The 22,040-nt window shown below is 69.4% G+C and carries 1 protein-coding gene; it reads right to left on the bottom strand.

The annotated features are described in order from the left end of the window. Positions 1-27: 27 nt before the first annotated feature. Positions 28-22,032: a non-ribosomal peptide synthase/polyketide synthase gene (locus AB0M14_RS02210; protein ID WP_364987544.1), complete on the bottom strand. Its 22,005-nt coding sequence runs from the start codon at positions 22,030-22,032 to the stop codon at positions 28-30. Positions 22,033-22,040 lie beyond the last annotated feature (8 nt).

The following is a 22,040-nucleotide window of genomic DNA, read 5'->3' on the forward strand; positions in this document are numbered from 1 at the left end:
CCGTCACCGGTGTGGCATCGAGATTGCTCAGACGCGATCGCGCAGGTCGAGCAGGTCTGCCACCTTCGGGCCGATGGTCCGCAGCACCTCGGGCGAGGTGAGCAGTTCGTGCGGGGCGTCGACCGGGTGATCGATGATCTCGCCGTCCACATACTTGGTCCAGGTGCCCGCCAGATCGTTGCCGTTGGCGCTGAAGAAGTCCAAGCGGCCGCGGTAGACGCCGGATTGGGCTTCGGATTCCAGCCGGGCGGAGCGGACCGCGCTGCGGTAGATGTTCCGCAGCCGCTCCCTGGTGATGACCGCCAGCTCGGCCGGGATGGTGGCGTGCAGGGCGTCCAGCGCCTCGTCGGTGAGGTCGTCGGCGTCGCCGTCGACCACCAAAGCCGCACCGGTGACGCCCATCTCGGTGAACAGCGCGGCGATATCGGACCGCAGGTCCGACACGTCGTCGCTGATCCGGCTGTCCAGCATGACCAGGGCACCGACCTCCGCGCCGGCGCTCTGCAAGGCGACCGCGACCGCGTGCGCCAGCACGCCGCCGATGGACCAGCCGAGCAGGTGGTACGGGCCCTCCGGCTGCACGCGGCGGATTTCCGCCACATAGCGGCTGACCATGTCGTCCAGCGCGGACGGCAGGTACTCGGGCTCCGACAGCGCCGGGGACTGCACGCCGTAGATCGGGCGATCCAGGTACTGCGCGAAACCGGCGTAGCACCACGACAAGCCGTAGAGCGGATGGATGGCGAACAGCGCGGGCCGGGCGCCTTGTGCGCGGATCGGCAGCATGACGCCGAGCGCGGCTTCGGAGTCCTCGGTGTAGTCGACGCCCTCGGCCAGGGCCGCCATGATGCGGCGGGTCAGCGCGTCGACGCTGGAGTCGGTGAAGAACCACTGCACCCGGATCTGCGCGCCGGTAACGGTGCGCAGGCGACTGACCGCCTTGGTAGCGACCAAAGAGGTGCCGCCGAGGGCGAAGAAATCGTCGTCCAGACCGGCTCGCGGTACGCCGAGGACGTCGGCGAAGACGTCCGCGACGGCCTGCTGGAGCGGGGTTTCCGGCGCCCGGTAGGGGCGTTCGGCGAGCTCCGGCATCGGCAGGGCCTTGCGATCGAGCTTGCCGACCGGGGTCAGCGGGATCGTGTCGAGCACGACGATCGCGGCGGGGACCATGTGCTGGGGCAGGCGCGCGGCCGCGAAGGCGGTCAGTGCGGCCGGGTCTATCGCACGCCCGGGGAGCGGGAGCGCGTAGGAGACCAGAACCGTTGCGCCCGAGGCGTTCTCCCGGCCCAGGGTGGTCACGTAGTCGACGTCGTCGTGATTGCCGAGGACGGCGTCGATCTCGCCGAGTTCGATGCGGTAGCCGCGGATCTTGACCTGGAAGTCGGTGCGGCCCAGATAGTCGAACTCCCAATCGCCTTGGGCGGCGCCGGGAACGAGCCGAACCAGGTCGCCGGTGCGGTACATGCGCTCGCCCGCGCCGCCCGGGTAGGCCACGAACCGGTCCGCGGTCAACTCCGGGCGGTTGTGGTAGCCGCGGGCCATCGCGGCGCCGGCCAGATACAGCTCACCGACCACGCCGGGCGGCACCGGATTCAAGCGTGCGTCCAGAATCAGCGCCGAAATCCCGTGCACCGGAGCGCCGATGGTCACCGGAGCGCCCGCGCGCTGCGGGCCGTACACCGCGCCGATGGTCATCTCGGTGGGGCCGTAGCCGTTGATGTAGGTCCGGCCCGGCTGCCAGCGTGCCAGCAGTTCCGGGTTGGTGACATCGCCGCCGACGGCCACCATTTCCAGCTGGTCCATGCCCGCCGGATCGACGGTGCCCAGCAGCGCCGGGGTCATCACCGCGTGCGTAACCGCCTCTGCGCGCATCAGTTCGGCGAGCTCGTCGCCGCCGATGATCGTCGACGGCACCACCACGAGGGTGGCGCCGGTGTAGAAGGCGGTGAGCCATTCCTCCACGGACTGATCGAAGCTCGGCGAGGTGACCTGCAGCATCCGATGGTGCGACTCGACCCGGTAGGACTCGGTGGCGAGGTAGCCGATGAAACCGCCGAGACCGCTGTGGGTGACGGTGACGCCCTTGGGCAGGCCGGTCGAACCGGAGGTGTAGATCAGATACGCCGGATGCCGAAGGTCCAGCGCCGCCAGCCGATCGGCATCCGAAATCGGTGCCGCCGAACGGGTTTGCAGCAGCTGCGTGGTCTCAGGATCGTCGAGTACCAGCCAGGACACGGCATCGGGCAGGCCGGCGACGTGGGCGGCGGAGGTAAGTCCCAGTACCGCACCGGAATCGGTGAGCATGTGCTGAATCCGGTCCGCCGGGTAGGCGGGATCGACCGGCACGAACGCGCCACCGGCCTTGGCCACCGCCCAGATCGCGGTGATCATCTCCAGCGATCGCGGGAAAGACAGGGCGACAAGCTTTTCCGGGCCGACGCCGTGCTCGATGAGCACGCGCGCCAGGCGGGTGGAGTAGTCGTCGAGCGCGCCGTAGCTGATCGACATGCCCAGGTAGCGCACGGCCACCCGATCCCGGCCGAACTCCAGACCGCGCATCAGCAGGTCGGGCAGCAGACCACTGCCGGTCGCCGGCGCGCCGCTGATCGGAGTCAGCCACGCGCGCTCGGCATCCGAGAGCAGCGGCAGGTCACCGACCGGCAGTTCGGGCTGGTCCACCAGCGCTTCCAGCAGCCGCACGAACCGCTCGCCGAACACCTCGATGGTGGATTCGTCGAACAGGTCACGGGCGTAGGTGACCATGGTGTGCAGGCCCGCGGCGGTTTCCCGCATGGTCAGCGACAGATCGAATTGCTCGGACAGCATGCCGGATTCGACCGCCTCGACCCGCAAGCCCGGCAGTTCGTAGCTGTTCTCGGGCAGGTTCTGCAAGGCCAGCGAGACCTGGAAGAACGGGTTGCGGGCGGTGGACCGCTCCGGGTTGAGCAGTTCCACCAGCCGCTCGAACGGCACGTCAGCGTGCGCGAACGCCCGCAGGTCGGCTTCCTTGGTGGCGTCCAGCAGTTCGCCGAAGCCGCGCTCCCCCGGCACCTGGGTGCGCAACACCAGGGTGTTGACGAACATGCCGATGACGTCGTCGATTTCGGCTTCGCCGCGACCCGCCACCGGTGTGCCGATGGCGATGTCGCTGGTGCCGGACATGCGCGCCAGGAATACCGCCAGCGCGGTGTGCAGCAGCATGAACATGGTCGCGTTCCGCTCCCGCGCCAGCGCTTTCAGCCGTCCGTGCAGCTCGGCATCGACCAGGAACTGCACCCGGCCGCCCGCGAAGGTGGCCAGCTTCGGCCGCGGCCGATCCGTGGGCAGGTTCAGCTCGTCCGGCAGCCCCGCCAGCGCGGTCCGCCAGTACGCGGCCTGCGCGGAAAGCACGCTCTCCGGGTCGTTCTCGTCGCCGAGCACCGCCCGCTGCCAGAGCGCGAAATCCGCGTACTGCACCGGCAGCGGCGACCAGCCCGGCGCCGCACCCGCGGCCCGAGACGCGTACGCCACCACCACATCCCGGGTCAGCGGGCCCATGGACCAACCGTCGGCGCTGATGTGATGCACCACGAACGTGAGCACGTACTCACCGTCGGCGACCTGGAACAGCTTGGCGCGCAACGGAACCTGGGAGGTCACGTCGAAACCGGCGCTGACCAGTCCGAGGATCCGCGCGCCCAGCTCGTCGGCGGGCACCCGCTCCGGGGTGAGGTCCGGCACCGCGCGATCGGCCGGCAGCACCACCTGATAGGCGGCCCCGTCACGTTCCGGGTAGATGGTGCGCAAGGTTTCGTGCCGCGCGATCACATCGGCAATCGCCTGCTGCAACGCGGCGGTATCGAGAGCGCCGATCAGGCGAACCGCGCCCGGCACGTTGTAAGCCGCGGAATCCGGGTCGAACTGGTTCAGGAACCACATCCGCTGTTGCGCCAGCGACAACGGAACATTCTCCGGACGCGGACCCGCGGTGAGCGCCTGACGCCCGCTACCGACGTGCTGCTCGGCCTTCGTCGCCAAGCCCGCGACGGTGGAGGCTTCGAACAGGGTGCGCACCGGGACGCGAGCATCCAGTGCCGCACCGATTCTCGCGACCACCTGGGTCGCCAGCAGCGAATTGCCGCCGAGGGCGAAGAAGTCGTCGTCCGCGCCGACCTGGTCGGCGCCGAGGACATCGGCGAACACCTGCGCCACGATCTCCTCGATCGGAGTCGCCGGCGCACGGAAGGCGCGGGCCTCGAACTCCGGCTCCGGCAACGCCTTCCGATCCAGCTTCCCGTTGACGTTCAACGGCAGCGCGTCCAACACCACGAAGGCCGACGGCACCAGGTACGAAGGCAACGCCGCGGCAAGAGCCGACTTCACCTGCGCCGCATCGAGATTCCCGTCCTCGGCCGCCGTCCCGCGCAGTCCCGCAAGCCGCGAAGCCTGTACGGCAGCACCGAGAGCCTCGACACCGCCGTGCGCATCCGTACCGACCAGACCGCTGGGATCCGCCGCATCGGAGGGACGAGGCACCAGGTAGGCAACCAGGCGGTCGCCGGTCCGGGCATCGGACTTGGCGATCACCGCTGCTTGCGCGACCTCGGGCAGGGCAAGCAGCGCCGATTCGATCTCGCCGAGTTCGATACGGAACCCACGGATCTTGACCTGGAAGTCGCTACGACCCCGATAGTCCAGCTCACCGTTGCTGTTCCACGCCACTAGATCACCGGTGCGATACATGCGCGCACCCATCTCGAACGGGTTGGCCACGAAACGATCCGCCGTCAACTCCGGGCGACCGTGATAGCCGCGCGCAAGCTGGGCACCGGCCAAATACAACTCACCGGAGACCCCGGCCGGGACCGGACGCAACCGCCCATCCAGCACCAGCACCTGACTGTTCCACTGCGGCACACCGATCGGCACCGTGAGTTGATCAGCATCGCCGACCCGGTGGGTGGTGATCGACACCGCGGCCTCGGTCGGACCGTACAGGTTGAACAACTCCACCCGCGGCAACTCCCGCCGCAACCGCTGCGCCAACACAGCGGGCAACGCTTCACCGATCGCCAGCACCCGCCACAACGAATCCGGCAGATCCCCCGCACCCAACAACGCATCCAGCATCGAGGGCACCACATGCAAGGTGGTCACCCACTCCCGCGCGATCAACTCATTCAGATACGCCGGATCACGATGCCCCTCAGGCGCAGCGATCACCAACCGGCCACCACACACCGCAGCCGACCAGAACTCCCACACCGACAAATCGAAGGTCGCCGCCGTCTTCAACAACACCGCATCCGCGGCATCGAGCCCGAACTCCGCGGTCTTCCACAACAACTGATTCGCGATCGCGGCATGCGAAACCGCGACACCCTTCGGCCGACCGGTCGACCCGGACGTGAAAATCACATACGCGGTGTTGTCCGGACGCAACCGAGCCAGACGCTGCCCGAACCGGTCGCCTGCGCCGCTGCCATCCACAACCACGGTCGAGTCGGCGATTTCGCTGGGATCGAGGATCGGGGTCGTCGGGTAGACCGACAGATCCACATCCTCGAGCCGCACCACCGGCGCGACATCCGTCGCGAACCCCGCGTCCGCATTGGTCAGGACACACACCGGGGCCGCGGTGTCGAGGATGTACTCGGTGCGCTCCGCCCCCTGATCCGGATCCACCGGCACATACACACCACCGGCAGTAGCGACCGCATACATCGCCACCACCAAGTCCACCGAACGCCGCAACGCCAGCGCGACTCGCGACTCCGGACCCACACCCAACGAAATCAGATGCCGCGCCAGCTGATTCACCCGCGCGTCCAGCTCGCCGTAACTCACCTGGGAACCGTCATCGGTCACCAGCGCGGTCGACTTCGCATCCGCCGCGACCGTCGCTGCCAGCAACGACGCCAACGTCGCCGAGGAATCCACATCGTGGGCGGTCGCATTCCGGGACAGCAGCGCCGCATGCTCGGCGGGATCGAGCAGCTCCAGATCACCGACCGCCATGGCCGGAGCAGCCACGATCGCGGTCAGCAAACGCACGAACCGATCCGCGAAACCCTGCACCGTGGCCCGGTCGAACAAATCGGTGGCATAGGTGAAGAAACCACCCAAACCAGCTGCTGCGCCCTGCCAGTCGTAGCTGTCACCGACGATCAAATGCAGATCGAACTGCGACAACTCACGATCGGCGTCCAGGCCCGCCACCGTCAAACCCGGCAACTCCAGTGCGGACTGGGCCAAGTTCTGGAACGACAAACCCACCTGGAACAACGGATGCCGAGCCGTGGAACGGGCCGGGTTGAGAACCTCCACCAAACGCTCGAACGGAACATCAGCGTTCGCGAACGCCTGGATATCGGTTTCACGCTGACGAGCCAACAAGTCCGCGAAACCGGTATTCGCGTCATAACGGGTGCGGAACACCAACGTATTGACGAACATACCGATCAAATCATCCAGCGCAGCCTCACCACGACCCGCCATCGGAGTCCCGATCGCGATGTCCGCAGAACCCGACAAACGAGCCAACAACACCGCCAGCGCGGTATGCACAACCATGAACAGAGTCGCGCCCTCAGCACGGGCCAGGTCAGCCAGACCCTGATGCAGTTCGGCATCGATTCGCAGGTCGATCTTGCCGCCCGCGAAACTCTGCACCGCCGGACGCGGCCGATCGGTCGGCAGTTCCAGCTGGTCGGGAAGGTCGGCCAGCGCTTCGCGCCAGTAGGCGACCTGCTGGGCGGACAGCGATTCCGGGTCGTCTTCGCTGCCGAGCAGCTCGCGCTGCCAAATGCTGTAGTCGGCGTACTGCACTGCCAGTGGCGGCCAATTCGGGGCGTCACCATTGGTGCGGGCGATATAGGCCGTCACCAGGTCGCGGGTCAGCGGGCCCGCAGAGGAACCGTCGCCGGAGATGTGGTGCACGACCATGGCGAGCACATATTCGTCAGCGCTGTCGGCGATCTCGAAAAGCGCGGCCTGGACCGGCACCTCAGCGGTCACGTCGAAGATCGTCGAGATCAGCGCGCCGACAGCGGATTCCACCTCGTTCGCGTCGACAGCGCGCACCGCCAACCGCGGAACGCCCGACTCGCCGGGCGGCAGGATGACCTGCACCGGCCCGTTCTCGGTCTGCGGGTAGAGGGTGCGCAGGATCTCGTGGCGCGCAACGATATCGGCGAAGGCCAGTTGCAAAGCAGCAACATCGAGGGCACCGCTCAACCGGATCGCGACCGGGATGTTGTAGGCGGCCGACTGGGTATCGAACCGGTTCAGGAACCACATCCGCTGCTGCGCCAGCGACAACGGCACATGCTCCGGACGCGGACCCGCGGTGAGCGCTTTACGCCCGCCCGCACCGGCATGCTGCTCGGCCTTGATCGCGAGCCCACTTACCGTCGACGCCTCGAACAAGGTCCGCACCGGAACCCGGGTATCCAGCGCCGCACCGATTCTCGCGACCACCTGAGTAGCCAGCAGGGAGTTACCGCCGAGCGCGAAGAAATCATCATCCGCACCCACACGCTCGGCACCGAGAACATCGGCGAACACCTGAGCCACGATCTCCTCGATCGGAGTCGACGGCGCACGGAACACCTGCGCCTCGAACTCCGGCTCCGGCAGCGCCTTCCGATCCAACTTGCCGTTCACATTCAACGGCAACGCATCCAAAACCACGAACGCCGACGGCACCATGTACGACGGCAACGCCTGAGCCAGAGCCGACTTCAGTTCCACGACATCAAGATCGGCACGGGACGCGCGGCCTTCACCTGCGACATCCGATCCGATGCCACGGTCGAGTACGAAACCTTCGGCATCCACGCCTACCCGGGCCAGGGCGCTATCCCGGTCGACGCCGAGCCCCAGGGCATCGGTGCCGCGCGGCACGACGTAGGCGACCAGGCGATCGCCGGTACGAGCATTGGACTTGGCGAGCACGGCGACCTGGGCGACGTTCGGCTGAGCGAGCAGCGCGGCCTCGATCTCACCCAGCTCGATGCGGAAACCGCGGATCTTCACCTGGAAGTCGGTGCGGCCGCGATATTCCAGTTCGCCGTCGGCGTTCCAGGCGACGAGATCGCCGGTGCGGTACATGCGAGCGCCGGGCTGGAACGGGTTGGCCACGAAGCGATCCGCGGTCAGATCGGCACGGCCGAAGTAGCCGCGGGCCAGCTGAGCGCCCTCCAGGTACAGCTCGCCCGAGACACCGGTGGGCACCGGGTGCAGGCGGGCGTCCAGGACGTGGACGGCGCTGTTCCATTCCGGTGCGCCGATCGGCACGGAGACCTGGTCGGCGTCGGTCACCAGGTGACTGGTGATGGAGACCGCCGCCTCGGTGGGGCCGTACAGGTTGTACAGCGCCGCTTCGGGTTTCGCGGTGCGGAACCGGCGCGCTACCGCGGCCGGCAGTGCCTCGCCGATGGCGAGAACGCGGCGCAGCGCGGACGGCAACTCGCCGTTCAGCAGGGCGTCGAGCATGGACGGGACCACGTGCAGGGTGGTGACCGATTCCCGCGCCATGAGCTCGGTGAGATAGGCGGGATCCCGATGGCCGTCGGCCGTCGCGATGACCAGGCGGCCGCCGCAGACCGCGGCCGACCAGAATTCCCAGACCGAGAGGTCGAAGGTCGCGGCGGTCTTGAGCAGCACGGCGTCGTCGGCGGACAGGCCGAATTCGGCGGTCTTCCACAGCAACTGGTTGACGATCGCGCTGTGCGGTACCGCCACGCCCTTCGGCCGGCCGGTGGAGCCGGAGGTGAAGATCACGTAGGCGGTGTGGTCCGGGCGGAGCGGAGCGAGGCGGTCGGCGTCGGTGATCGGCGCGGTCTCGTCCACCGCGGTCCGGGTCGAAATCGCCTCGGAGGTAAGGCGATGCGCGGTGAAGTCGTCCATTCGCACGACCCGGGCGATCTGGGTGGTGAAGCTCGCGTCGGCGTTGGTGAGCACGCAGACCGGCGCCGCGGTCTCCAGGATGTAGTCCGTGCGCTCGGCCGCCTGGTCCGGATCGACCGGCACATACGCGCCACCGGCCCGGGCCACCGCGTACATGGCGACGACCAGATCGACCGAACGCCGGATCGCCAGCGCCACCCGCGATTCCGGTCGCACGCCCAGCGAGATCAGGTGCCTGGCAAGACGATTCACCCTGGCGTCGAGGTCGGCGTAGGTGACCTGGGTGCCGTCCGAGTCGACCAGCGCGACCGCCCCGGGGGCCGCCGCGACGGTGGCGTCGAGCAGCGAGGTCAGGGTCGCGTCCGAATCCACCTGGTGCGCGGTGGCGTTGCGGGCGGCCAGCGCGGCCCGCTCCCCCGCCGTCAGCAGGTCGATGTCGCCGACCGGCGCTTGCGGCGCGGCGACGAGTGCGCGCAGCAGGTGCACGAACCGGTCCACGAACCCGGCGGCGGTGGCTTCGTCGAACAGGTCACCGGCGTAGGTGAGGATGCCGCCGAGTCCGGCGGGGTCGCCGTCCTCGTCGTAGGCGTCGGCGAGCACCCAGTGCAGGTCGAACTGGGACAACTGCATGTCCATACCGAGCCGGTCCACGGTGAGACCGGGCAGTTCGAGTGCCGTGCGGGTGATGTTCTGGAAGGACAGGCCGACCTGGAACAGCGGATGCCGCGCGGTGGACCGGGCCGGGTTCAGCACCTCGACCAGCCGCTCGAACGGCACGTCCGCGTGGGCGAGCACCTGGATGTCGATTTCCCGTTGCCGGGCAACCAGTTCGGCGAATCCGGCCCCGGCGTCCACCCGGGTGCGGAACACCAGGGTGTTGACGAACATGCCGATCAGATCGTCGAGCGCGGCCTCGCCGCGGCCCGCCATGGGGGTGCCGATGGCGATGTCGTCGGTGCCCGACAGCCGAGCCAGAAGGACGGCCAGCGCGGTGTGCACAGTCATGAACAGGGTCGCGCCCTGCTGCTTGGCGACCTCGGCGAGCGCACGGTGCAAGTCGGCGTCGATCGCGATGTCGACCTTGCCGCCGGCGAAGGACTGCACGGCCGGGCGCGGCCGGTCCGCGGGCAGCTCCAGCTGATCCGGCAGCTCCGCCAGGGCTGCGCGCCAGAAGGCGATCTGCTTGGCCGACAACGAGTCCGGATCGTCCTCGCGGCCGAGCAGTTCGCGCTGCCAGATGCTGTAATCGGCGTATTGCACCGCCAGTGGCGTCCACGCCGGCGCCGCACCCTGGGTGCGGGCGACGTAGGCGGTCATCAGGTCACGGGTCAGCGGACCCACCGACCAGCCGTCACCACTGATGTGATGCACGGCCACGGCCAGGACGTAATCGCCCGCGAGACCGTCGATATCGAACAGCGCCACCCGCACCGGCGGCGCGCTGGTCACGTCGAATCCCGTGGAAAGCACTTCCACTACGGCCTTTTCGACATCCCAGGCGGCGACCGTGCCCAGTTCCAGTTCCAGGCTCGCCTGCTCGGGCGGCAGGATCACCTGCACCGGACCGTTGTCGGTCTGCGGGTACACGGTGCGCAGCGTCTCGTGCCGGGCCACGATGTCGGCGACCGCGAGCCGCAGCGCTCCGACATCGAGGGATCCGGTGAGCCGCACCGCGATCGGCACGTTGTAGGCCGCGGACTGCGCGTCGAAGCGGTTCAGGAACCACATCCGCTGCTGCGCGAGCGAGAGCGGAATCCGTTCCGGCCGTGGACCGGCCGCCAGCGCGCGGCGGCCCTCGCCGGCCAGTTCGGCCAGCCGGGTCGCCAGCGCGCCCACCGCCGGGGCCTCGAAGATCACCCGGGCGGGCACGTGCGCGTCGATCAGCGCGCCCAGCCGCGCGGCGACCTGCGTCGAGATCAGCGAGTTGCCGCCGAGTTCGAAGAAGTCGTCGTCGCGACCGACCTGCTCGAGGCGCAAGACCTCAGCGATCACCGCGGCGACGGACTCCTCCAGCGGTGTGCGCGGCGCGGTGTACTCCCGCGGCGCGAGTTCCGGCGCGGGCAGCGCCTTGCGGTCCACCTTGCCCGCCGCGGTGAGCGGGATCTCGTCGAGCACGACGATCGCGGCCGGCACCATGTACGGCGCGAGACCGCGGGCCACGAACTCTTTCAGCGAGCCCGGATCCAGCGAATAGCCCTCGGCGGCACGCACATACGACACCAGGATGGTGTCACCCGTCTCGGCCGCGCGCCCCAGCGTGAGCGCGAAGCCGACGCCCTCGTGCCGGCGCAGCACGGCGTCGATCTCGCCCAGTTCGACCCGGAAGCCGCGGATCTTCACCTGGAAGTCACTGCGCCCCAGGAACTCCAGCTCGCCGTCCAGCCAGCGCACCAGGTCACCGGTGCGGTACATGCGCGTGCCGTCCGGACCCCACGGGTTGGCGACGAATCGCTCCGCGGTCAGCGCGGATCGGTTCCGATAGCCCCGAGCCAACGCGCCGCCGGCCAGATACAGCTCACCCGTGACACCCGGCGGCACCGGGCGCAACCGGGCGTCGAGCACGAACGCCGACATGCCGAAGACCGGCTGCCCGATGGTGACCCGCTGCCCCGCGACCAGATTCGCGTAGGTCGCGACGATCGTGGTCTCGGTCGGACCGTAGGCGTTGAGGTAGGTGCGGCCCGGCGCCCACCCAGCGAGCAGCTCCGGCGTGGTGACATCGCCACCGGCATGGATGACCCGCAGGTCGTCCAGCCCGCTCGGATCCATGGTTCCCAGCACGCCCGGCGGGATCAGCACATGCGTCACCTGTTCGGCGCGCAGCAGATCGCTCAGTTCGACGCCGCCGAACACCGTCGAGGGCGCCAGCACCAGGGTCGCGCCGTGCGCGAAGGCGCTCAGCCATTCCAGCACCGACGGGTCCGCGATCGGGGTGCGCACATGCAGCACCCGGTGCGCCGCGCCGAGCTGGTACAGCTCACCGGAGTAGTCGACGAGGTCGCGCAGACCGCCGTGCGTCACCGTGACGCCCTTGGGCATGCCGGTCGACCCGGAGGTGTAGATGACGTACGCCGGATGCTCCGGACGCAACGGCGAGAGCCGTTCGGCGTCGGTCACCGGATGCCCGGGCTGCCCCGCGCACAGGCTCTCGATCTGTGGATCGTCGAGCACCAGCCACTGCACGCCGCCGGGCAACCGCCGCACGTACTCGGCGGTGGTGATGCCCAGCAGCGCGCCGGAATCGGTGGCCAGGTACCGCACCCGGTCCACCGGGTGGGTCGGGTCGACCGGCACGTGCGCGCCACCGGCCTTGGCCACCGCGAGCGCCGCCGCGACAGTGTCGTAGGAGCGCGGCATCGCCACCACGACAAGCTGTTCCGGCCCGACGCCGCTGTCGATCAGCACCCGCGCCAGCCGCGAAGTGTGCTCATCGAGTTCGCGGTAGCTGACCGAGACGCCGTCATGGCGGACCGCGGTACGGTCCGCGCCGTGCCGCAGGCCGCGGGTCAGCAGCTCGGGAAGCAGACTGCCCGGCAACAGCATCCGGCTGCTGGCCGGCCGCGTCAGCGGCGCCTGTTCGGCCGCGGTGAACAGCGGCAGGTCCACGATCGCCAGTTCGGGGTCGGCCGCGACCGCGCCGAGCAGGCGCACGAACCGATCGGCGTACCGCTGGATCGTGCTGTCGTCGAAGAGGTCGCGCGCGAAGGTGAAGACGCCCGCCAGACCGGCGGGCTGCCCGTCGGCGTCGTACTGCTCACCGATCAGCAGGGACAGATCGAATTTCGCCGTGCCGTCGCCCAGATCGATGCCGGCCAGCGACAATCCGGGCAGCTCGAAACTGGGCGGGGCGAGGTTGTCGAAGGACAGCGACACCTGGAACAGCGGATGCCGTCCGGTCGAGCGCGCCGGTTCCAGCACTTCGACCAGCCGCTCGAACGGAATGTCGGCGTGCGAGAACGCCTGTAGATCGGTTTCCCGGGTGGCGTCCAGCAGGTCCAGGAAACTCGCCTCCGGGCGGACCCGGCTGCGCAACACCAGCGTGTTGACGAACATGCCGATCAGATCGTCCAGTGCGGCCTGACCACGACCCGCGACCGGCGTGCCGATCGCCAGGTCGTCGCTGCCGGACAGGCGGCTCAGCAGCGCCGCCAGCGCGGCGTGCACCACCATGAACACCGTCGAGTTGTGCTCGCGCGCCAGCCGCACCAGCGCGGCATGCACCTCCGCGCCGACCGCGAGATCGGCCTTGCCCGCCGCGAAGGACTGCGCCGCGGGACGCGGGCGATCGGCCGGCAGGTTCAGCTCGTCCGGCAAGCCGCCGAGCTGCTCGGCCCAATACGACAGCTGTTGGGCGGCAAGGGATGCCGGGTCGTCCTCGGCGCCGAGCGCGGCCCGCTGCCACAGCGCGTAGTCGGCGTACTGCACCGCGAGCGGCGACCACGCGGGCGCCGCGCCACCGCTGCGGGAGACGTAGGCCAGCATCAGGTCCCGGGTCAGCGGGCCCATGGACCAGCCGTCGGCGCTGATGTGATGCGCCACGAACACCAGCACGTGTTCGGAGCCGCTGACCCGCAGCAGTCGCACCCGAAACGGCAGTTCGCGGGTGACGTCGAAGCCGGCGCCGACGATCGCGCGGATCTCGGCCGCCAGCCGGTCCGCCGTTACCTCGACCGGCGTCAGCGTGACCGCGGCCTCGGACACGGGCCGGATCTGTTGCACCGCCGCGTCGTCGATCAGCGGGTACACGGTACGCAGAATCTCGTGCCGCGCAACCAGATCCGCGACCGCCTCGGCCAGCGCACCGATGTCCAGCGCGCCGGTGAGCCGGATGGCGACGGGCATGTTGTAGGCGGCCAAGGCACTGTCGAAGCGGTTCAGGAACCACATCCGCTGCTGTGCCAGCGACAGCGGAATCCGTTCCGGCCGTGGGCCGGCCACCAACTCCGCACCCGCACCGGCCGGTGCGGTCCGCGTTTCCAGCTTGGCGGCCAGGCCGGCCACCGTGGACGCCTCGAACAGCGCGCGCACCGGCACCCGGGTGTCCAGGGCGGCTCCGAGCTGCGCGGCCACCCGGGTCGCCACCAGCGAATTGCCGCCGAGCTCGAAGAAGTCGTCGTCCGCGCCGACCTGATCCAGGCCGAGCACGGTCGCGAAGACCTCCGCCACGATCTCCTCGACCGGGGTGGCCAGGGCGCGGAATTCCCGTGCCGCGAACGCCGGTTCCGGCAGCGCTTTGCGGTCCAGCTTGCCGCTGGCGTTCAGCGGGAACTCGTCCAGCGCCACGACGGTCGCCGGAATCATGTAGGCGGGCAGGGTTTCCGCGATCGCGGCCAGCAGCTCCTGCTGTTCGATCGCCCGGCCCGGCGCGGGTACGGCGTAGGCGACCAGCTGATCGCCCAGCGGCGAGGACAGCACCAGCGCGGCGGCCTGACTCACCGAATCCTGTGCCAGCAAAGCGGTTTCGATCTCGCCGAGCTCGATGCGCTGACCACGGAACTTCACCTGGAAGTCGGTGCGGCCGAGGTACTCCAGCCGGACCGGGTGGTCCCGCCACAGCACCAGGTCGCCGGTGCGGTACATCCGGGCGCCGTCGCCGAAGGGGTTGGCCACGAAGCGATCCGCGGACAGATCGGGCCGGCGGACATAGCCGCGGGCCAGTTGCACACCGGCCAGATACAGCTCGCCGGGCACCCCGGCGGGCACCGGTTGCAGGTGCGAATCCAGCACATACACCTGGGTGTTCCATTGCGGGACACCGATCGGCACAGTACGAGTATCGGATTCCGCGGCGGGCCAATAGGTGACTGAGACGGCGGCCTCGGTCGGGCCGTAGAGGTTGTGCAGCGGCGCGGCCGAGACCGCCCGCCAGGCGGCCACGGTCTCCGGCGGCAACGCCTCGCCGATGACGAAGACGTACCGCAGCGAGGGGTACGCCCCCGCGGCCGCCGGGGTGTGCGCGGCGAACACCGTCAGCATCGACGGCACGAAGTCGGTGACCGTCACGCCTTGGGCCGCAATGGTTTCCGCGACATACTGCGGATCCCGATGACCGTCCGGCGTCGCGACGACGAGCTTGGCCCCGGCGCGCAGCGGCAGGAAAAAGCCCCACAGCGACACGTCGAAGGTGGTCGCGGTCTTCTGCAAGTACACGTCGTCCGGGCCGAGCGGGTACTCGGCGAGCATCCAGGTGATCTGGTTGTGGATCGCCGCGTGCGAGACCGCCACCCCCTTCGGGCGGCCGGTCGAACCGGAGGTGAAGATCACGTACGCGGGGTGTTCGGGCCGCAGCGGCCGCAGCAGCTCCGCCGCGCGCACCGCCGCACCCGGGTAGCTGCTCAGCTCGAGGGTGTCCAGGGCCAGCGCCTCGGTCCCGGCCGGCAGGCAGGACGCCGCGTCGGTCGTGGTCAGCACGCCCAGCGGCCGCGCGGTGTCGAGGATGTGCCCGATCCGCTCGGCCGGATGATCCGGATCCAGCGGCACGTACGCGCCACCGGCGGTGACGATCGCGTACATCGCGACCACCAAATCCACCGAACGCCGAATCGCCAGACCCACCAGCGTTTCCGGGCCGACACCGCGCGAGATCAGCAGCCGGGCCAGGCGGTTGACCCGCTCGTCGAACTCGCGGTAGGTCAGTTCAGCGCCCTCGTAGGCGATCGCGACCGCCTCCGGATGCGCGGCGACCGCGCGGCGATAGCCCGCCAGCAGCAGCTCCGGCGCCACCGGATGCCGAGTGTCGTTCCACTCCAGCAGGATCCGGTCGCGCTCGGCGTCGTCCAGGAGCTCGATCGCGCCGACCGGCCGCTCCGGCTCGGCGGCCACGGCGGCGAGGATCCGCACCAGCCGCTCCGCGTACCGCACGATGGTCGGCTCGTCGAACAGATCGGCGGCATAGGTGAACACCGCGGCCATGCCGCCCAGCTGCTGTTCGCCCTGCTGCGGCACGATCGTGAGCTGGAGATCGAATTTCGCGACAGCGCCGTCGAATTCGAGCGTACGCACCGTCAACCCGGGCAGCTCCAGCTCGGCCTGGTCCATGTTCTGGAAGAACAACGCCACCTGGAACAGCGGGTGATGCGCCTGCGAGCGCACCGGGTCCAGCACCTCGACCAGTCGTTCGAAGGGCAGTTCCGCGTGCGAGAACGCCCCGAGATCGGTCTCTTTCGTGGCCGCCAGCAGATCCAGGAAGGACGCGCCGGCATCGACCCGGGTGCGCAGCACCAGGGTGTTGACGAACATGCCGATCAGATCGTCGAGCTCGCGCTCGCCACGCCCCGCGATCGGGGTGCCGATGGTGATGTCGCCGGTGCCGGACAGCCGGGCCAGCAACAGCGCGAAAGCCGCGTGCACGACCATGAATTCGGACGTACCGGAACGCTGGGCGAGCGCGCTCAGCCCCGCGCGCACCGAGGCGTCCACCTCGAAGCCGTACTCCCCCGCCGCGCCGGAAGCCACCAGCGGGCGCGGGCGGTCGGCGGGCAGGTCGAGCCGATCCGGGATCCCGGCCAGCGCGTCCCGCCAGTACGAGATCTGCGCGGCCGCCAGCGATTCCGGGTCGTCGGAGTCGCCGAGCAGGTCCCGCTGCCACAGTGTGTAGTCGGCGTACTGGACGCGCAGCGGCGACCAGATCGGCCGGGAGTCCTCGCGCCGGGCCAGGTAGGCCATCATGAGGTCGCGGGCCAGCGGCGCGAAAGACGCACCGTCGGCGGCGATGTGGTGCACCACCATGGCGAGCACGTGCTCGCCGGGCGCGACCTGGGCGACGCCGACGCGCAGCGGCACCTGCTCGGCCACGTCGAAGCCGGACAGCAGGATCGCACTGAGCCAGCGCGGCAATTCCGCCTCGGCCACCTGATCCAGCGCCAGCCGCGGAACCACCTGCGCCGCGGGCAGAATCACCTGGTAGCCGGTGCCGTCGACGGCCGGATACACCGTCCGCAGGGTCTCGTGCCGCTCGATGAGGTCGGCCAGCGCGCATTGCAGCGCGCGCAGATCCAGCTCGCCGGTCAACCGGATCGCGAACGGGATGTTGTTCGCCGCCGAGGCCGGATCGAACTGGTTCAGGAACCACATCCGCTGCTGGGCCAGCGACAGCGGGATCCGGCGCGGCCGGGGACCGGCGGTGAGCGCCGTGCGGGCGCCGGTGTCGGCGTGCTGCTCCACCTTGATGGCCAGCGCGGCCACGGTGGACGCCTCGAACAGCAGGCGCACGGGCACCCGGGCGTTCAGCGCCGCGCCGAGGCGGGCGGCGACCTGGGTGGCGAGCAGCGAATTGCCGCCGAGCGCGAAGAATTCGTCGTCCAGGCCGATCCGCAGGTGCTCGTCGCCGCCGTCGACCTGCAGCACCTCGGCGAAGGTGGCGGCCACGATCTGCTCGATCGGGGTGATCGGGGCGCGGAACACCGCCTTCTGGAAGGTGGGCGCGGGCAACGCTTTCCGGTCCAGCTTGCCGTTGACATTGAGCGGCAGCGCGTCCAGCACGACGAAGGCCGAGGGCACCATGTAGGACGGCAGCGCCGCGCTCAGGGCGGAGCTCACCTGTGCCACATCGATATTCGTGCCGACCAGGTAGGCGACCAGGCGGTCGCCGGTGCGCGGATCGGCCACCGCGAGCACCGCGGTCTGCGCGATCTCGGGCAGCGCCAGCAGCGCGGCCTCGATCTCGCCGAGTTCGATCCGGAAACCGCGGATCTTCACCTGGAAGTCGGTGCGGCCCCGGTAATCCAGTTCGCCCGCGCGGTTCCAGGCGACCAGGTCGCCGGTGCGGTACATCCGGTCCCCGGAGCCGAACGGGTTGGCCATGAACCGATCCGAGGTCAGATCCGGGCGACCGAAGTAGCCGCGCGCGAGTTGCGCGCCCGCCAGGTAGAGCTCACCCGAGACACCCACCGGGACCGGATTCAGGCGCGCGTCGAGCACGTACACCTGGCTGTTCCATTCCGGTCGCCCGATCGGCACCGCGGCCTGATCGTCGGCGGTGACGCGATGGCTGGTGATCGACACCGCCGCCTCGGTCGGGCCGTACAGGTTGAACAGCTCGATCAGCGGGCGGTCGGTGCGCAGGCGCTGCGCGAGCGCGCCGGGCAGCGCCTCACCGATGGCGAGCACGCGCCACACGCATTCCGGCAGGCCGGCGGTGACGAGCGCGTCCAGCATGGACGGGACCACGTGCAGGGTGGTCACCCATTCCCGGGTGATCAGTTCGTTGAGATAGACCGGGTCCTTGTGGCCATCGGGAACGGCGATGACCAGGCGGCCGCCGCAGCAGGCGGCGGACCAGAACTCCCAGACCGAGAGATCGAAGGTGGCCGCGGTCTTCAGCAGCACGCCGTCCTTCGGGCTCAAGCCGAATTCCTGGATCTTCCACTGCAATTGGTTCGCGATGGCGGCGTGCGTGACGGCCACGCCCTTGGGGCGGCCGGTGGAGCCGGAGGTGAAGATGACGTAGGCGGTGTGCTCGGGGCGCAGCGGCGCCAGGCGATCGGCGTCGGTGATCGGCGCCGGATCAAAACTATTCAGCGCGTCCAGCGACAGCACGGGCGCGATCTCGGTGCGGAAATCGGCGTCGGCGTTGGTCAGGACGCAGACCGGCGCGGCGGTCTCGAGGATGTAGTCGATCCGCTCGGCGGGCTGATCCGGATCCAGCGGCACGTACGCGCCACCGGCGCGGGCCACCGCGTACATCGCGACCACCAGGTCGACGGAGCGCCGAATCGCCAGGCCGACAAGGGCTTCCGGGCCGACGCCGGCGGCGATCAACTGCCGGGCGAGCGCGTTCACGCGCGCGTCGAGCTCGGCGTAGGTCAGTTCGACCCGGCCCGCGGGCTCGTCGCCGACCAGCGCCACCCCGTCCGGGGTCGCCGCGACCGTCGCGTCGAGCAGCGACACCAGCGTGGTGTTCGCGTCCACCGGATGCGCGGTGTCGTTCCACGACTCCAGGATTCGGTCGCTCTCCGCGGCCGCGAGCAGGTCGATCGCGCCGACCGGCGCGGTTTGGTCGGCGATCACGGCGTCCAGCACCCGGACGAACCGCTCGGCGAAGTACTCCACCGTCCGCTCGTCGAACAGATCGGTCGCGTAACCGAATTCGGCGCGGATCTCCGCGGGTGTGCCGTCCTCGGCGTACCGGTCGGTGAGCGTGACATGCAGGTCGGTCTTGGCCAGCCAGGTATCGAAATCGACGCCGCTGACAGTCAATCCGGGCAGCTGGAAGGTGGTCTGCGACAGGTTCTGGAAGGACAGGCCGACCTGGAACAGCGGGCTGCGCGCCGCCGAGCGCACCGGATTCAGGACCTCGACGAGCCGCTCGAACGGCACGTCCGCGTTCGCGTAGGCCGCGAGGTTGCGCTCGCGCACCTCGGCCAGCAGCTCGGTGAACGAAGCCTCGGGCCGCACGTGCGTGCGGAACACCAAGGTGTTGACGAACATACCGATCAGATCGTCGAGTTCCCGTTCGCCACGGCCCGCGATCGGGGTGCCTACCGCGATGTCGTCGGAGCCCGACAGGCGCGAAAGCAGCACCGCCAGCGCGGCGTTGCACACCATGAACAGCGAAGCGTTACCGGCGCGCGCGATCTCGTGTAGTCGGGCATGCCGGCGCGGCGAGATCTGGAAGCGCACCGTCTGCCCGCGGAACGAGCGCGCGGGCGGGCGCGGGCGGTCGGCCGGCAGCTCCAGCTGATCCGGCAGCCCCGCCAAAGTCTGCTTCCAGTAATCGATCTGGCGGGTCGCCAGCGAATCCGGGTCCTGCTCGGAACCGAGCACCGCGCGCTGCCACAGCGCGTAGTCGGCGTACTGCACCGGCAGCGGCGCCCATTCCGGTTCGGCTCCAGCCGCCCGCGCGGTGTAGGCGACCATCACGTCGCGGGCCAGCGGGCCCATCGACGAGCCGTCGGCCGAGACGTGATGCACCACGAACCCGATGACGTGCTCGTCCGGCGCGAGCCGGAACAGCGCCACCGCCACCGGAACATCGACGGTCACATCGAAAGTCGTCAGCGCCAGCTCGACGATGTGCGAGACCACCTCGTCGGGATCGACCTCGATCGGCGCCAGGGTGAACGGCTTGCTCGGCGCGGGATGCACCACCTGGTACGGGCCCTCGGGCGAACCCGGGTACACCGTGCGCAGCGATTCGTGCCGGATGAAGACGTCACCGATCGCCGCACCCAGTGCGGCCACGTCCAATTCGCCGGACAGGCGCACCGCGAGCGGAATGTTGTCCACTGCCGACGCGGCCGGATCGAACTGGTTGAGGAACCAATACCGTTGCTGGGCAGGCGAAAGCGGGATCCGCTCCGGGCGCGGCATCGCCGTCAGCGCCAGCCGCCGTCCCGACCCCTTCGACTCCTCCAGCCGCGCCGCCAGCGCCGCGACCGTGGGCGCTTCGAACAACAACCGCGCGGGCACCTGGGTGTCCAGCGCCGCACCCAGACGGGCGATCACCTGCGTGGCGATCAGCGAATTGCCGCCGAGCTCGAAGAAATCATCGTCCGCGCCGATCGCGTTCGGTGGATCCAGCAGCTCGGTGAAAACACCCGCGACCATCTCCTCCAGCGACGTCTGCGGCGCCCGGAATTCCTTGACCCGCAACTCCGGCGCGGGCAACGCGGCCCGGTCCAGCTTGCCCACCGGGGTCAGCGGGATCTCGTCGAGCACCATGATGGTGGTCGGCACCATGTGCGCGGGCAGACTCGCCTGGGCGTGCTCGGTCAGCACCTCGGCCTCGGCGACCGCACCCGGCGCGGCATGCACATACGACACCAGAATCGTCGCGCCCGTGTCCAGGTCATGACCGACCGTTACCGCGAAATCGACAGACTCGTGCCCGGCCAGCACCGCGTCGATCTCACCGAGCTCGATCCGGAAACCGCGGATCTTCACCTGGAAGTCGTTGCGGCCCAGGTACTCCAGCTCGTGATCAGCGGTCCAGCGCACCAAATCGCCGGTGCGATACAACCGCGAACCCTGCGGATCGAACGGATTGGCTACGAACCGCGACGCGGTCAGCGACGGCCGCTGATGATAGCCACGAGCCAACTGCGCACCGGTCACATACAACTCACCGACCACGCCGTTGGGCACCGGCGTCAACCGGTCGTCGAGGACGTATTCGGTGATCGCCCGGATCGGCCCGCCGATCGTCACCGGCGCGCCCGGTGCCATCGGCGAACTGATGTTGACCATGATCGTGGTCTCGGTCGGGCCGTACCCGTTGAAGAACTCCCGCCCCGGACCCCAGCGCCGCACCAGCTCCGGCGGGCACGCCTCACCACCGGCCACCACCACCCGGAACTCGTCCAGCCCGGCCGGATCCACCGACGCCAGCGCCGCCGGGGTGATGAAGGCATGGGTCACCCGCTCGCGCCGCAGCAACTCGGCCAGCTCCGCGCCGCCGTACACACTCGGCGCGACCACCACCATCGTCGCCGCGCCGCCGACCGCCAGCAGCAACTCCAGCACCGACGCGTCGAAGGACGGCGACGCGAAATGCAATGTCCGCGAATCGTTGCCGACCCGGTACCGGTCCCGCTGCTCATCACAGAAACTCGACAAACCGGCCTGCGTGACCACCACGCCCTTGGGCAGACCCGTCGACCCCGAGGTGTAGATGACATACGCCGGATGCTCGGCCCGCACCATCCGCACCCGATCGGCATAGGTCACCGGCTCCGGCGAGTATTCCGCCAGCCGGACCAGGAACGCCGGGTCGTCGAGGACGACCCACTCGACCTCGCCCGGTAATTCCTCGGCGACGGACTCGACCGTAAGGCCCAGCACCGCACCGGAATCCGACACCATGTGCGCGACCCGGTCAGCCGGGTAGTTCGGATCCACCGGCACGAAACCCGCACCGGTCTTGGCCACCGCCCACACCGCGACCACCGAATCGATCGACCGCGGCACACCCACCGCGACCAGATCCTCCGGCCCGATACCGCGCGCGATGAGCAGTCGGGCCAGCCGGGTCGAGCGCTCGTCTAGCTCGGCATAGCTCAACTGCGCCAGCGACGTCTGCGCGTCGGCGAACACCACAGCGATCCCCGCCGGGTTCGCCTCCACGGCGGCGGCCAGCAGCTGCGGCAGGGTTTTGACTCGGGAGCGCTGCGGACGGGCGGGCCGGGTGCGGGTCGGACGCGACATCAGCGCAC

Origin of the sequence: Nocardia sp. NPDC051832, assembly GCF_040681285.1 — a bacterium.
In the GTDB taxonomy this organism is placed as follows: domain Bacteria; phylum Actinomycetota; class Actinomycetes; order Mycobacteriales; family Mycobacteriaceae; genus Nocardia.